This is a genomic window from Kribbella polygonati (assembly GCF_050320105.1).
In the GTDB taxonomy this organism is placed as follows: Bacteria; Actinomycetota; Actinomycetes; order Propionibacteriales; family Kribbellaceae; genus Kribbella.
In genome coordinates this window covers 8097872-8112381 of the sequence record NZ_CP190129.1, presented here as the reverse complement: position 1 = coordinate 8112381, position 14510 = coordinate 8097872, and the positions used below count along the sequence as shown (strand labels likewise).

15 protein-coding genes are annotated in these 14510 nt (G+C 70.5%); 9 read left to right on the top strand and 6 right to left on the bottom strand.

What is annotated here, in order from left to right:
• Together ACQHIV_RS39075 and ACQHIV_RS39070 are read right to left on the bottom strand one after the other, a co-directional pair.
• Window positions 1–939 (bottom strand): ABC transporter ATP-binding protein, encoded by a 939-nt coding sequence (locus tag ACQHIV_RS39075; RefSeq protein WP_427889371.1) that lies wholly within the window; start codon window positions 937–939, stop codon window positions 1–3.
• Window positions 940–949: 10 nt separating this feature from the next.
• Window positions 950–1747 carry a MerR family transcriptional regulator gene (locus ACQHIV_RS39070; RefSeq protein ID WP_427889370.1) on the bottom strand — a complete coding sequence of 266 codons (798 nt, stop codon included), beginning with the start codon at window positions 1745–1747 and terminating at the stop codon, window positions 950–952.
• 59 nt (window positions 1748–1806) lie between these two features.
• On the opposite strand from ACQHIV_RS39070, the gene ACQHIV_RS39065 reads away from it, so the two are divergent.
• Window positions 1807–3378, top strand: coding sequence for an amidohydrolase family protein (locus ACQHIV_RS39065; protein ID WP_427889369.1), 1572 nt, complete (start codon window positions 1807–1809; stop codon window positions 3376–3378).
• A 54-nt stretch (window positions 3379–3432) separates the two neighbouring features.
• Window positions 3433–4248, top strand: a complete 816-nt coding sequence (locus ACQHIV_RS39060) for a carbon-nitrogen hydrolase family protein (RefSeq protein WP_427889368.1) — start codon at window positions 3433–3435, stop codon at window positions 4246–4248.
• Here the strand turns inward: ACQHIV_RS39060 and ACQHIV_RS39055 are convergent.
• Both ACQHIV_RS39055 and ACQHIV_RS39050 read right to left on the bottom strand, forming a co-directional pair.
• Window positions 4230–4958, bottom strand: coding sequence for an SDR family oxidoreductase (locus ACQHIV_RS39055; RefSeq protein ID WP_427889367.1), 729 nt, complete (start codon window positions 4956–4958; stop codon window positions 4230–4232). The genes ACQHIV_RS39060 and ACQHIV_RS39055 overlap by 19 nt on opposite strands.
• Window positions 4955–5728: a CPBP family glutamic-type intramembrane protease gene (locus ACQHIV_RS39050; protein WP_427889366.1), complete on the bottom strand. Its 774-nt coding sequence runs from the start codon at window positions 5726–5728 to the stop codon at window positions 4955–4957. Before ACQHIV_RS39050 ends, ACQHIV_RS39055 begins: the two co-directional genes overlap by 4 nt.
• A 250-nt stretch (window positions 5729–5978) precedes the next feature.
• Here ACQHIV_RS39050 and ACQHIV_RS39045 point away from each other — a divergent pair, with 250 nt between their 5' ends.
• The 7 genes from ACQHIV_RS39045 (at window position 5979) to ACQHIV_RS39015 (ending at window position 11594) form a co-directional block, all read left to right on the top strand.
• Complete coding sequence (locus tag ACQHIV_RS39045) at window positions 5979–6584, top strand: MarR family winged helix-turn-helix transcriptional regulator (protein ID WP_427889365.1); 606 nt, start codon at window positions 5979–5981, stop codon at window positions 6582–6584.
• Window positions 6581–8188: an MDR family MFS transporter gene (locus ACQHIV_RS39040; RefSeq protein WP_427889364.1), complete on the top strand. Its 1608-nt coding sequence runs from the start codon at window positions 6581–6583 to the stop codon at window positions 8186–8188. Before ACQHIV_RS39045 ends, ACQHIV_RS39040 begins: the two co-directional genes overlap by 4 nt.
• A gap of 155 nt (window positions 8189–8343) precedes the next feature.
• Window positions 8344–8937 carry a hypothetical protein gene (locus ACQHIV_RS39035; protein WP_427889363.1) on the top strand — a complete coding sequence of 198 codons (594 nt, stop codon included), beginning with the start codon at window positions 8344–8346 and terminating at the stop codon, window positions 8935–8937.
• The gene (locus ACQHIV_RS39030) at window positions 8934–9251 is read left to right on the top strand and encodes a hypothetical protein (RefSeq protein WP_427889362.1); all 318 of its coding nucleotides are present in this window, start codon (window positions 8934–8936) and stop codon (window positions 9249–9251) included. The genes ACQHIV_RS39035 and ACQHIV_RS39030 overlap by 4 nt, the downstream gene beginning before the upstream one ends.
• A gap of 161 nt (window positions 9252–9412) precedes the next feature.
• The gene (locus tag ACQHIV_RS39025; RefSeq protein ID WP_427889361.1) at window positions 9413–9994 is read left to right on the top strand and encodes a hypothetical protein; all 582 of its coding nucleotides are present in this window, start codon (window positions 9413–9415) and stop codon (window positions 9992–9994) included.
• 8 nt (window positions 9995–10002) lie between these two features.
• A complete protein-coding gene (locus tag ACQHIV_RS39020; protein WP_427889360.1) occupies window positions 10003–11196 on the top strand; it encodes a hypothetical protein in 1194 nt (397 codons plus the stop codon).
• Between the two features lie 68 nt (window positions 11197–11264).
• Window positions 11265–11594 carry a hypothetical protein gene (locus ACQHIV_RS39015; protein ID WP_427889359.1) on the top strand — a complete coding sequence of 110 codons (330 nt, stop codon included), beginning with the start codon at window positions 11265–11267 and terminating at the stop codon, window positions 11592–11594.
• A gap of 1 nt (window position 11595) precedes the next feature.
• Here ACQHIV_RS39015 and ACQHIV_RS39010 read toward each other — a convergent pair whose 3' ends face one another.
• Window positions 11596–12834 (bottom strand): AI-2E family transporter, encoded by a 1239-nt coding sequence (locus ACQHIV_RS39010; RefSeq protein ID WP_427889358.1) that lies wholly within the window; start codon window positions 12832–12834, stop codon window positions 11596–11598.
• A gap of 22 nt (window positions 12835–12856) precedes the next feature.
• Window positions 12857–14227, bottom strand: coding sequence for a glutamate mutase L (locus ACQHIV_RS39005; protein ID WP_427889357.1), 1371 nt, complete (start codon window positions 14225–14227; stop codon window positions 12857–12859).
• Between the last annotated feature and the right edge of the window lie 283 nt (window positions 14228–14510).

Here is a 14510-nt window from a genome sequence, read left to right as displayed (position 1 = left end):
TCAGTCCACCAACGTCCGGCCGGTCAGTCGCAGGAACACGTCCTCGAGCGTGGAGCGGCGGACCAGCACGGCGGCCGGTTGCAGGCCGCGCTCGTGCACCTGGGCGACCGCGCGCTCACCGTCGTCGGTGTAGAGCAGCAGCCGGTCCGGCAGTACCTCGATGCGCTGGGCGAGGTCCTCGACCTTGCCGGCCAGTGCGTCGTGGTCCGCGAGCATCACGTCCGGGCCGAACCGCAGCTCGGTCACCTCCCGGGTCGAGTAGTCGCGGATCAGCTCGGCCGGCGACCCCTCGGCCGCGATCAGCCCACCGTCCATCACCACGAGCCGGTCGCACAACTGCTCGGCCTCGTCCATGTAGTGGGTGGTGATGATCAGCGTGACGCCCGCCTGTTTGAGCCGGAACAGCTTGTCCCACAGCAGATGCCGCGCTTGCGGGTCGAGTCCGGTGGTCGGTTCGTCGAGCAGCAGCAGGTCCGGCTTGCTGACCAGCGAGCGGGCGATCGTCAGCCGCCGCTTCATCCCGCCGGACAGCTCGTCGACCTTGACCTTCGCCTTCTCGGTGAGCGCGACGAACTCGAGCAGCTCGTCCGCGCGGAGCCGGCACTCCGCCCGGCTGAGCCCGAAGTACCGCCCGTAGATCGTCAGGTTCTCCCGGACCGAGAGCTCGGTGTCGAGGGTGTCGTCCTGCGGGCAGACGCCGAGCCGGGCGCGGATCGCGGGGCCGTCGGTGGCCGGGTCCATGCCGAGGATCCGCAGCGTACCGCCGCTGGTCGGGGAGACCGCGCCGATCATCCGCATCGTCGACGACTTGCCCGCGCCGTTCGGCCCGAGGAAGCCGAAGGCCTCGCCGCGCCAGACGTCCAGGTCGATGCCGCGGACCGCCTCGAAGTCGCCGTACGACTTCCGCAGACCGCGGACGTGCACCAGAGAATCGCTCACCCACCCGACACTAGACGGACCGTCGGACAGTTTCCTCTTCGTTTCCCACGTACCCGAGCCGTCGCACCGCATACGCCCGGACGCCGGCCGCCAGCCACTCGGGCAGGTCCGCGTCCACCATCGCGATGATCGCCCGCTGGTCCGCGTTCTCGACAAGCAGATCCGCGAGCCCGTAATAGGTGGTCGGGGTAGCCGGCCACACCTCCAGCACGCCCAGGTAGTGCTGCTCGATCAGCTCCAGCCCCTCGGCCGAGTCCGGCAGTACGCCGCGGTCCCGCGCGGCCGCCATCCGCAGCAGCAACCGGCGCCCCTCGTCGCCCAACCGCTCGTAGTCTTCCCGCGTCCAGCTGGACGTCTCCCGCACCGCCTTCTCGAACCCCTCCGCCGCGGCCTCTCCGTACCGCTCGGCCAGTTCCTCCCGCAGCCGCGCCCGCGCGTCGTTCAGGCCCGCGAAGAATTCCTCGTCCGCGACGGTCTCGTCCCCCGACAGTCCCGCGATCGTCCGCTCGACCGCGCCGAGCATGTCGTCCAGTCGCTTCCGCTCCCGCAGCAGCTGCTCCCGATGCCCCTCCAGCGCGGTCACCTCGTCGTCCTGCTCGTCCAGGATCCGCGCGATCGACGGCAGCGGTACGCCGAGCTCGCGGAGCAGCAGGATCCGCTGCAGCCGGAGCAGCTCGGGCCGGCCGTAGTACCGGTAGCCGTTCGCGGCGATCCGCCCCGGCGGGAGCAGCCCGATCGCGTCGTAGTGCCGCAGCGTGCGCACCGAGACACCGGCGAGCCGCGCCACTTCACTGACCGTCCGCTCCACCGGCACCTCCGAAATTCGGGTTGGAGTCTGACGTTACGTCACCCTTTAGCGTCCCGGGCATGGCATTCACGATCCTGCACACCAGACTCGTCGACCGCGGTACGGCGTTGCCCGCGGACTGCTTGCGGGTCGCGGACGGCCGCATCGCGGCGATTGGCGGCCCGGAGATCGCCCAGCCCGGCGACGTCCTCGTCGACGGCTCCGGTACGACGCTGCTCCCCGGGCTGATCGACGCCCACGTCCACCTCGCGCCGGGCAGCACGGGGCTCGCGGCGACGTACGGCGTGACCACGCAGCTCGACATGTTCAGCATGCCGGAGGTGATCGCCGCGGAGACGCCGCGGTCCGGGTTCTTCACGTCGAGCGTCGGCGCGACCGCACCGGGCGGGCATCCGACGATCGCGTTCCCGCCGTTCCCGTCCGTGACCGGGCCGGAGGACGCCAAGCGGTTCGTCGCGGACCGGATCGCCGAAGGCGCCGACCACCTCAAGCTGATCTACGACGACGGCTCCGGCGCGATGCTGAACATCCCCACGCTCACCCGGGACACGATCCGTGCGCTGGCCGACGAGGCGCATGCAAACGGGCTCACGGTGGTGGCGCACGTGTCCACCGCGGCCGGTGCGGTGACGGTGGCCGAGTGCGGTGTCGACGTACTGGCGCATGCGCCGTCCGACCTGATGACGCCTGAGGACATCGACGCGGTCAAGAACGTGGCCGTGATCGCAACGCTGGGCGTAGTCGACATGTTCGGGTCTCCTGGACACCTGCCGTTGCAAGACGAGCCGGAGCTGATGGCCAGGATGCCTGCGCGCTGGCGGCGCGTGCTGGACCACCAGTCGCGGCGTTGGATGCCGCCACAGGCGCCGGACGGTGCACCTGCTCGGGCGAACACACTGGCGTTGCTGCGGGCCGGCGTACAAGTGCTCGCTGGTACAGACGTGCCCAACCCAGGGCTGGTCTTTGGAGCGTCGCTGCACCGGGAGCTGGTGCATCTGGTGAGTGCTGGGCTCACACCGGCGCAGGCTCTCGTGGCTGCTACCAGTGGGCCGGCCGAGGTGTTCAAGCTGACGGACCGCGGTCGGTTGGTTGTAGGAGCTCGTGCTGACCTGCTGCTGGTCGACGGGGACCCGTTGGTCGACATCACTGCCACACAACGGATCCGGCAGACCTGGGTCGCCGGGGAGGTGCCGGTTGAGTACGCGGGCAGTACTGCGGAGCTGGCGAGCATCCGGTTCCTCGGTCAGACCACCGCACGGATCGTCAAGGCGCTGAAGGAGCAATGGCCCGGGTTCCCGTCACCGGAGGACGTGGTGCGGGAGGACGGCGAGGTGCTCGGGCGCGTCGTACCCGTGACCGGTGGGTGGTTGCCGACGACTGTCTTCGGTGCCGCGCTAGGCCCGGCGAGTGACCGGGACACGGCTGTCGCGCTGGTGGAGAAGGAAGGGCTGGAATGCCTGACCGACACCTGGTGGGCGCGAACGGACGGGGAGTGGCAGGAGGCCGTGCTGATGGAGGCGCAGCCGGAGCGCGTGCGGCTGCGCTGGAAGGACCCGTTGCTGGAGCAGCCGGCGGCGGGCCGGTGGTACGACTTGATCGACATCGACCTGTCCCGTACAAGCCATCGATAATGCCGATGACGTGATTCGTTGACAGCGACTCAGCCGAAGGCTTGGCTGAGTCGCGTGAGTACTACGCGCATCGGTCTCGGCCAGTGGCACGCTGTGCCCGGAGACCACAACGTCAACCTGGCAACGGCTCTCGAGGTCGTGGCGGACCTCGCCGCGCAGGGCGCCGAGCTCGTCGTCCTGCCCGAGCTGTGGGCGAGCGGGTACGACGCGGTGCGGCTCGGCGAGATCGTCTCCGCCACCGCCGAGCCGGTGCCAGGGCCTCGGAGCGAAGCCCTGGCGCGGGCGGCGCGTGAGCACGGCCTGTGGCTGTTCGCGGGGTCTGTGCCCGAGTTGGCGGACGGGCGGGTGTACAACACGACGCTGGTGTTCGACCCTGAGGGCGAGCTGGCCGGCGTACATCGGAAGGTGCACCTTTATCGGCCTACCGCTGAGGACGCGGTGTTCGCGGCCGGCGAGACCGTGACGGTGCTCGACACCGATCGGTTCGGGCCGGTCGGGCTCGCGACGTGCTTCGACGGCGATCATCCCGGGTACGCGCGGGCATTGCGGGACCGCGGGGCGCGGCTGGTCGTCATGCCCGCGGCGTACGAGACGGCCGCGGAGAGCTGGTGGGACCTGCTGCACCCGGCGAACGCGCTCGCCAACGGGCAGTGGTGGATCACCGTGAACCAGTGCGGCGGCGGGATGTTCGGCCGCAGCCGGGTGATCGCCCCGGACGGCACCACGGTCGCCGAAGCCCCGCGCGACCGCGCGTCACTCGTCTGCGACGTCGACCTGGAAGCCGGCATTCACGAGGCCGACGCCCACAACTCCGCCCTGTGGGAGGACGCCCAGCCAGATCTGTACGCCCCTCATCCCCTGCCGACGTAGGGCATTCCGGCCGCCATCACGGTCAGCGTCGGTACGGCGACGGTCGTCGGCAGGCCGGCGATCCGGACCACGAAGTCCGCGACGATCTTCGGGTCGAACGTCGGCTCGACCGCGATCGACCCGTCCGGCTGCAGGACGCCCTGCTCCATCCGGGCGGTCATCGCGGTGGCGGCGTTGCCGATGTCGATCTGGCAGGCGGTGATCCCGTGCGCCCGGCCTTCCAGTTCGAGGCCCTTGGTCAGCCCGCTGATCGCGTGCTTGCTCGCGGTGTACGCGATCCCCTGCGGGCGCGGTACGTGCGCCGAGATCGACCCGTTGTTGATGATCCGCCCACCCTTCGGATCCTGCCGCAGCATCAGCTCGTACGCCGCCTGCGCACACAGGAACGACCCGGTCAGGTTGGTGTCCACCACCCGCCGCCAGTCCTCCTCCCGCACGTCCTCCACCGCAGCAGCCGGCGACCCCGTCCCCGCGTTGTTCACCAACACGTCAACCCGCTCGAGCCCCCCGAAAAACCCCCGCACCGCCACCCCATCAGCAACATCGAGTACGGCGTACCGCATCAGCTCCCCACCCAGGGCAACTGTGTCTTTCAGCTTGTCCTCCGTGCGTCCGGTCACCCACACCTGGTAGCCGGCGCCGGCCAGCGCGAGCGCCATCTCCCGCCCGAGCCCCGACCCACCTCCGGTCACCACCGCAACCCGCGTCATGCCGCCACCCTTCCGCCTCGTCGAACAGGCGTCCAGCATGTCAGCAACACCCCGGCCACGCTGGTCATGACCAGCAACTCCACCCACTCCCCCCGCCCCAACGGCGGCACCAGTTCCTGCGTCAGGTTCCACGAAGCATGCACAAGGATCGCCGCCGGCACCCCACCCCGCAGCCGCTCCGTCACGAACAACATCACGAAGCTCAACGGGAACAACTCCAGAAAGAACGTCAACGCCTGCTGGGTAAACAGCCCGTCATCGTGCTGCCCAGTCCCGTCCAGCAAGTACAACGGCACATGCCACAACCCCCACACCACCCCAAGCACCACAGCCGTCCCCACCGGCCCGAAGTACTCCCGTAGCCGCGGCTGCACATACCCACGCCACCCGAACTCCTCCGCCACCGGCCCAGCCAGAAACGTGTACGCCGCAGCCCCCAGCACCCCGCCGGCACCCGCAACCACCGAGCCCGCGTGCGCTGGCAACGCCGGCAACTCCCCCATCAGCGCACAAGCCACCAACGGCGGCAACGCCCCCAGTACGACGGCCGCGACCACCCACACCCCCGACCACCGCACCACCCGCCGCCGCTCCCGGTGACGTACCCAAAGCACCAGTGCAGCCAACGACGGCCCCGAAGCCGCGAGCGCGAACACCAGCATGCCCACGCCCTCACCAGGGTCCACCCCAAGAACGCCCAGTACGCCCCACGGCACCCAGGTCAGAACCAGACAGACAACCGCGAACTCCACCAGCCGGCGCTTGATCACCGTCCAAGCCTGGGTACGCCGTACCACCGCCACCAGGGTGCTGGGCCGACCTTCCGGGGTGAGGCAAGCACCACTTCTTCCCCGATTCACGTCACAAAACGCCACCGTGCGCCGTCGAATTACTGTCCGCATCCCGCGGAGTACTGCGGAGAGTGACCATCCGGCGACCGAGAGCAAATGAGTGGCGGCTCAGTTGAATACCTTGGAAACTCATTTGCGTGTATCACGCAAGCATGTATATGCTTGCAGCATGCAAGTAAACGACGCGTACGCTCCACAGACCCCGATCGAGGGTGTGATGCACGCGTTCACCCGGATCGGGCGCCGGCTGAAGGCCAAGCAGCCCGGCGACACGATCGACCACAGCGCGCATGTCGTGCTGTTCGCCCTGCGGTGCAACGGCGCACTGCGGCTGTCCGACCTGGCCGCCCGGCTGGAGCTGGACGCCTCGACCGCGAGCCGGCACGTCCGGTCCCTCGAGCAGCTCGGCCTGGTCCGGCGCTCCCCCGACCCCGACGACGGCCGGGCCTTCCGGGTCGAGCTCACCGAGCAGGGGATCGAGCAGTGGGAGACCAGTGCCCGGCACCGGATGGAACTGCTGAGCGCCGCCATGGAGGGCTGGTCCGAGGAGGACGTGCAGACCTTCGAGCGGCTGATGACCCGCTTCGCGGACGGCGTGACCGCGCTGACCGAGGCACCCGCCAGCGCCGCCTGGGCCGACAAGGGCTGGGCCGCGGTCGCCCCGCGGCTAGGCCGGACCGGCCGGGCAGAGCGCAGTACCGACACAGACTCCACTGCCGACGGTGACCCCGCCGGCAGCGCGAACCACGACAACAACCTGGAGAGCACCAGATGAGCACCACAGAGCCCGCCACCGCCGGCGGCGCCGCACCCGACAGCGGTCCGAGCTACCTGTCCCACAAGCAGATCCTGGTGATCCTGGGCGGCCTGATGGCCGGGATGTTCCTGGCCGCACTCGACCAGAGCATCGTCGGTACGGCGCTGCCGCGGATCGTCAGCGAGTTCAACAGCCTCGACAAGCTGTCCTGGGTGGTCACGGCGTACCTGCTGACCTCGACCGCCTCGACCCCGTTGTGGGGCAAGATCTCCGACCTCTACGGCCGCCGCCCACTGTTCATCGCGGCGATCGTCACCTTCCTGGCCGGGTCGGTGCTGTCGGCCCTGTCGGGCAACATCGAGCAGCTGATCGGCTTCCGGGCCGTCCAGGGTCTCGGCGCCGGCGGCCTGATGTCGCTGGCCTTCGCCACCATCGGCGACGTGATCCCGCCGCGCGAGCGCGGCAAGTACATGGGGTACTTCGGTGCCGTCTTCGGCCTGTCCTCGGTGGCCGGCCCGCTGCTCGGCGGTCTGCTCACCGACGGTCCCGGCTGGCGCTGGATCTTCTGGATCAACCTGCCGATCGGCCTGGTTGCCCTGGGCATCGTCAGTGCCGTGCTCAAGCTGCCGCACGTGAAGCGTTCGCACAAGATCGACTACCTGGGCGCCTCCACGATCGCCGCCGCGGTCACCTCGCTGCTGCTGGCCATCTCCTGGAGCGGCCCGACCAACGGCTGGGGCACCGCCACCACGATCGCGCTGCTGGCCGGCGCCGTCGTCCTCGCCGTCGCGTTCGTGATCATCGAGCTGCGGGTGGCCGAGCCGATCATCCCGATGGACCTGTTCAAGGGCCGGATCTTCTCCGGGTACGCCGGGTACGCGTTCCTGCTCGGGTTCGCGATGTTCGGTGCGCTGATCTTCCTGCCGCTGTACCTGCAGGCGGTCAAGGACCTGTCGCCGACCCGTTCCGGCCTGGCGCTGCTGCCGATGATCGTCGGCATCTTCTCCGCGTCGATCCCGAGCGGCCAGATGATGAGCAAGAGCGGCCGGTACAAGCACTTCCCGATCATCTCCGCGGTCCTGGTCGGCGGCGCGATGGTGCTGCTGTCCACGCTGAGCCTGACCACGCCGTACTGGCAGCTGGCGATCTACATGTTCGTGATGGGCGCCGGCCTCGGTCTGTCGATGCAGATCACCGTGACCGCCGCGCAGAACAGCGTTCCCCGGCAGCACATGGGCAGCGCGACCTCGACGATGACCTTCTTCCGCTCGATGGGTGGCGCGATCGGTACGGCGGTCTACGGCGCCGTACTGACCAGCCGGCTGAAGACCCACCTGGGCGACATCGTCCCGAACGCCACCCAGGCGATGGTCGACGGGCTGGCGAAGGCGGCCAACAGCGTCCAGGCGCTGCACTCGCTGAAGGAGCCGCTGAAGGGCTTCGCACTGCACGGGCTGGTCGACGCGATGGACGACGTCTTCCTGGTCTCGCTGCCGTTCCTCGCGATCGCCCTGATCCTCGCGGTCGTCACGCCGGAGCAGCGGCTGGCCGGCCGCAACGACGGCCCGAAGGCCGAGGGCGACGAGTCGCTGGAGGCCTCCGCGGCCGCCGCGATGCACTGACCGCTTCACCGAACCGATACCAAACGTCGGTTGACCTACCCGACAGCCGCTCTGGAAAGCTTTTCCAGGGCGGCTGTTCCGTTGTCGCAGCGGCCGTCTGACCCTCCCCGGGTCGTACTTTCGACACGTACCGCAACGACAGGACTGTCCTACGGATGAAGACTCTTGACCGGCCACTGGACGACGACGACCGCGCGATGGCCGACTTCGCGGACGTCCGCGACTGGCGACGCCTGGGCGGCCCGCAGGCCGGCCAGACCGGACCCGTCCCGGTCCGCCGGCTGATCCGCCGGGTGAAGTCGGCGACCAACTGGAAGCCGTGGCCGATCAACCGCCGCACGGTGATCGACGAGCAGCTCGACGGCTGGGGCTTCCTGACCAAGCGGCAGACCGAGCTCGCCGTGTACGACGACCAGGTGCTGGCGCACAGCCCGTTCAGCGGCTGGGTGGCGTTCGCGATCGAGCCCTGGGACCTCGAGGAGGTCGCGGCCGGCCTCGACGAGCACTGGCCGGCGAAATTCGAGCTCGCCTGCCGGCACTGGGGACAGCCCTCGTACGTCGGAGTACAGACGAAGACCGGGTTCGACGACGACTGGGCCCCGGGAGCCGGCCGCGACCGCCGGCACCTGGCGGTCTGGACGCCGCCCGGCGCCGAGATCCACCTGTACAGCAACCGCCCGCGGCGCAAGCCGCTGTCGACCTCGGTCGGCATCAACTACGTGGTGTACCTCAACGAGGAGGGGTCATGACGACAGCCAGGCAGGACTACCGGACGAGTCAGCGCGACGCGGCTGCCAACAGCGAGGTCCGCACCGGGACCGGAACGGCCAGTGCCGTCTCCCCCGACAGGCTCACCGACGTCGCCGTCGGCGCCGCCGCGGCCGCCCAGGCCGCAGGCGAGTCCTCCGGTCTGTCCTCCGACCTGGGCGCCGCCGTCCGCGCCGCCACTCCGCCGCGTGGCCCGCAGGGCACCACCCGCATCGCCGACTCCACCGGCGCCCGCCCCGAGACCGGCGGCCGCCCCGGCCCGGACCGCGGCGACCGCGGCACCGGCAGCCGCTAGACAGGTCCAACCGGTCCATCGGATCCCGTCGGGATCTGCTGTCCGGAGCAGACCAATTCGTGTTATCCACAGGCAGCCGAACACCCGTTGTTGTTGACCCTGGCACCGCCGTACGGTTGCCGACGACGGCTTGAGCACCCACGGAAGGAACAAGCCCGGAAATGAAAACCATGGACCGGCCGCTCGATCAGGACGAGGCGGCGTTCGCCGACTTCGCCGAGATCGCGGACTGGCGTGCCATCGCGGGGCCCAACAACGACGACAGCGGTCCCGAGGTGGTCCGGGCGATCGTCCAGCGGGTCACCGCCGTCACCGACTGGGAGCCCTGGCCGCTGCAGCCGGGCGAGCAGATCGACCCGGTGCTCGCCTCCTGGGGCTTCACCACCAAGCGCGGTACGACGATGGTCGTGTTCCCGGGCCTGGCGTACGCCGACGTACTCAACGCCGGCTGGTGCGCCTACGAGCTCGGCCCGGAGGACACGCGGGCGGCCGAGGCCGGGCTGGACGAGCACTGGCCGGACCACGTGGCGCTGGCCCGCAAGTACTTCGGCGAGCCGGTGTACGTGGGCGACGACAGCAACCCGAACTTCCTCGACGAGTGGGGACCTGGCGCGGGCGCCGACAAGCGGCACCTGGCGACCTGGGCCCTCAACGGCGCGCACCTGCGCCTGTTCAGCACCAAGCCCACCAGTGACCCACTGACCCCGGCGGTCGGTGTCAGCTACGCGATCTACATCGACTAGGAGACGCAATGACGACCCCCTCCGAGGGACCCGCCGGCTGGGAGCAGGGCAGCTGGGGCCAGTCCATGGACTGGCTGAGCAACCTCTCGACCGAGCAGCAGCAGAACCTCCGCGCCGTGGCCGGGATGACGCCCGAGCAGCGGCAGGCCGCGGTGGCGTTCGCGAACCTCGACGACCGCCAGCAGGGCAACCTGATGCGCGCCGCGAACCGCGACCCGCTGCGCACCCGGATCGAGAACGCGACCCGCGCCGCCGTCGCCAAGGTGCACCTGACCTACGACAACACCCGCGGCCGGATCAGCGAGATGGCCACCTCGCTCGCCTCCCAGGCGCGTGACTACCGCGATGCCGCGGTCCAGGGCGCCCGCGACCTGGGCGCCAGCGCTGCCCAGACGTACCGCGACACTCGCGACAGCGCGGTGCAGGGCGCTCGTGACCTGGGTGCCAGCGCCGCCCAGACGTACCGCAACACTCGCGACACGGTCGTACAGACCGGGCGCAACGCGATGGATCGGGCCGAGGAGCTCGGGCAGCAGGCCGTCGGTGCGTACCAGACCGGCCGGGACCGCGTCGTCGACATGGCGCAGCGCGGCCAGGTCGCGCTCGACCAGGCCTGGCAGAGCGGCACCGAGCGCGCCGGCGCGATCCGCGACTCGGCGGTTCAGGGCGCCCGCAACGTCGGCGCCAACGTGGCGCAGGGTGCCCGCAACGCCCGCGACACCGCGGTCGGTGCCGGGCGCAGCGCCGTCGAGGCCGGGCGGAACGCCGCCACCAAGGCGGGCCGCTGGTTCGAGGGCAAGTTCAACAACGCGATGATCAAGGCCGAGAGCGCGGTGGCGAGCTACAACGCGGGCCGCCACAACCCGGACCTCGGCGCCAGCGGCCTGAGCGCGAAGGACCGGGCCGAGATGGCGCAGCGGTTCAGCGCGGCTTTGAACGCCCCGACCATGGAGGCGCGCAACGAGATCCTCCAGGACATGGCGCGGACCTCCCAGTCCCAGGTCAACCAGAGCGCCGGCGTCCAGTCGGACGTCCAGCGCAGCGCGATGGCCGCCTTCAGCGGCGTTCCCGGCCCGGGCACCCAGTCCCCGCAGACGCCGGCCACCACCGGCCAGCAGACAGGCGAGCACGGCGCCCAGCAGCAGACCGGCGCCAACGTCACCAAGAGCACCGACAACAACAAGGGCGTCGGCGGCCGCTGACGCACACCACCATTCGAACCGGCCGCCCTCGCACCCGCGGGGGCGGCCGGTCCCGTTACGGTGGTCGCATGGGCGACAAGCACCTCGCGCGGCCTGGCGACACCTACGGTTCGATGATCCCGTACGTCGTACCCGCGTCGCTGGAGCTGTTCCAAGGCCCCAGCGTAGGCGTGATCGAGCTGCCGACGCGCCTCGACTGGACCTCGAACAACAGATACGACCTGGCGGACCTCGACGAGGCGATCGGGCTCTACAACAGGGTGATCAGCGAGGCCTCCACCGAGGCCGATCTCATCGAGTACCTGAACCGCGACGTCCTGCTCGCGCTTTGGCCGCGGCTGCGTCTCCCGCGGCGCTGCGCTGAGCGGTGGGTCGCGGCGTTTCCGCAGCTCGGTTAGGTCAGTCTTCGACGGGTACTGCTGAGCGGCGTTTTCGTGGGGGTTCGGGGGCTGGGTCGTTGCCGGCCAGGTGGTTGACGATGGCGTTCAGGACGGCGGCGGTGGGGACGGCTACCAGGGCGCCGACGATGCCGGCGATGACGACGCCGGTGGCGATCGCGAGGATGACCGCGAGCGGGTGCACGCTGACCGCGCGGCCCATCAGGAACGGCTGCAGGACGTGGGCCTCCAGCTGCTGTACGCCGATCACGACCGCGAGCATCACGATCGCGATGATGGGGCCCTTGGCCACCAGTGCGACGAGGACCGCGACGATGCCGCTGACCAGTGCGCCGACCACCGGGATGAACGCGCCGACGAACACCAGGATGCCGATCGCGCTCACCAGCGGCAGGCCAAGGATCGCGGCGCCGAGCGAGATGCCGATCGCGTCGACCGCGGCCACGATCACGGTCGCGCGGACGAACGCGGTCAGCGACACCCACGCCCGGCGGCCGGACGAGTCCGCCTTGTCGCGGGCGCGGCGCGGGAACAGCCGGACCAGCCACGCCCAGATCTGCTCGCCCTGGTACAGGAAGAAGAACAGGCAGAACAGCGAGATGAACAGACCGGCCACGACGTGCGTCGCCGTCGTACCGACCGCGGCCGCCTGCTGACCGAGCGCGCCGCCGGACGTGATCTGCTTCTGGATCTGCTTGAACAGGTTGGTGATGTCGCTGTCGGTCAGCCCGAAGTTGATCCGGGCCAGGTCGCGCAGCTTCTGCACACCTTCGCCGACCTGCTTGGACAGGTCCTCGAACTGCCCGGCGATCTGTGTCCCGACCAGCGTCAGCAGGCCGGCGACCACGATGATCGTCGCGATGACGGTGACGCCGGCGGCGAGACCGCGGGGGATCCGGAGCTTCTGCAGGCCCTTCGTCACCGGTACCAGCAGGGCGGTGAGCAGGATGCCGACGGTCACCGGTACGACGACCTCGGACAGGTAGCGCATCGCGTACCCGATCACCCCGACGGCTGCCACGACCACCAGGAACCGCCAGGCCCACGCACTGGCGATCTCCATCGCCGGCGTCACCCCGTGATCGACCTTCCCCCGCGCCCCGGCGCGCGCCGCCGGCGCGTCCTGCGCCTGTCCGTCGTCCGCCTGTTCGTCGTCCGTCGGCCCGGCATCCGCGACGCCGTCGTCCGCCGCCGGCGCGGTGTCGTGCGTCGGTTCCTTGTCCCGCCCCACGTCGCTCATCTGGCCTCCCTGGTTCAGGAGCCTAGTGCCCGGCGGGGCCGGTTCGATGAATGTGGGCGGCCAGGCCCTCGGCGGCCTTCGGGGCGTCGTCGGCGAGGAGGCCGACGGCGGCGAGTACGTAGTCCGCGTCGACGCACACCTCCGCGCGTTCCGGCACCAGCCACCCTTCCTCCCGCGCGTTCGTCCCGATCGCGCCGAGGATCCGCGCCGCCACCTCCGGCGGGTTGTGCCGCAGTACTCCCCCGGACCCGACCAGCAGGTCGACCTCGCGCAGGTCCTTCCCGGACCGCTCGATCACCCGCCCGCCAGGCCCGAACACGATCCGCTGCCGCCCCGCGTGCCGCCGCAGCGCGACCGTCGCCGCGACACTCGCCAGCGTCTCGTCGTACGCCGCCTCGCGCGCATCGCCCGGCAGGTACGCCGGATCCGCGCGCCGCCGCTCCGCCGCCGCCCGGGTCCCGTCGACGTCCGCGATCAGCCCGGCCTCGACGCCCGCGTCCACCACCGGTACGGCGCTCCACCGCATCCCGAGGTCGCCTTCGACGGTCCGGGTGACGGGATGGGTCGCGACCACCTCGCGCCCGAGGTTCGCGTCCTCGGGGTCGAGCTCGATCACCGAGTGCACGTCGGTGGTGGCGCCGCCGATGTCGACGACCGCGACGTCCCCGTGCAGACCGGCCAGCACCTCGACTCCGCGCAGTACGACGTCCGGCGTCGCGGCCCGGACCATCCGCGCGAACGCCGGGTCCTTGGACAGGTTCTTCCCGCCGATCACGTGCGCGAGGAACATCTCCCGGATCGCCGCCCGCGCGCTGTCCGGCGCGAACACCCCGATCTCCGGTACGACGTTGTCGGCCGGCACATGCGGTACACCGGCCGCGGTCAGCGTGCCGAGAATCTCGTCCCGGGCGTCGACGTTGCCCGCGACAACGACCGGTTTCCGCCACTTGTACTTCGCGAGCGTCTCGGCGGCGTGCAGCAGTACGGCCGAGTTGCCGCCGTCCGTCCCGCCGAGCAGCAGCACGACGTCCGGACGGTCCTTGCGCAGCTCCTTCTGGGTCGTCGCGGTCAACCCACCGCTGACGACCGCCACCACGCGCCCGCCACTCGACAGCGCGACCCGCTTACCGGCTTCCGCGGTGACGAGCTCTTCGTTGCCCACGACACCGATCCGCAGCCCACCACCCGCGCTCGAACAGGCGAGCACCTCGGCGTTCCGCACACCACGGTCGGTGTCCTCCAGTACGGCGCGACACGCGTGCCAGCCGTCCATGACATCAGTGTCGATCGTCGTACGGTGCTCGGCCCGCGCAACCAACTCCCCCGACCCGCCGTCGACCACCACCGCCTTGGTAAACGTCGACCCAAAGTCCACCGCCACCACCAAACCCACCGCACTCCCCTTCCACCAACCACCATCCCTACCCCACCACAATCCGCCATCCCCACCCCGCCCCACCCGCCTGCCCGCCTGCCCGCCCCAGCGTCTGCCCGCCCGCCGTCCGCACGCCGCCTGCCGTCTGCAGCGCGTCCGCCGTACCCCGCCGCACTCCCGTCCACGCCCCGCCGTGCTCCCACGGCCCGCCCGACCCGCGCGCTCTCGCGCCTCCGCCCAGCCGCGCCCTCGCCCCTCCCCCGCGCACCCGCCGCGCCGCCTCCGCACCCGCCGCCCCGCG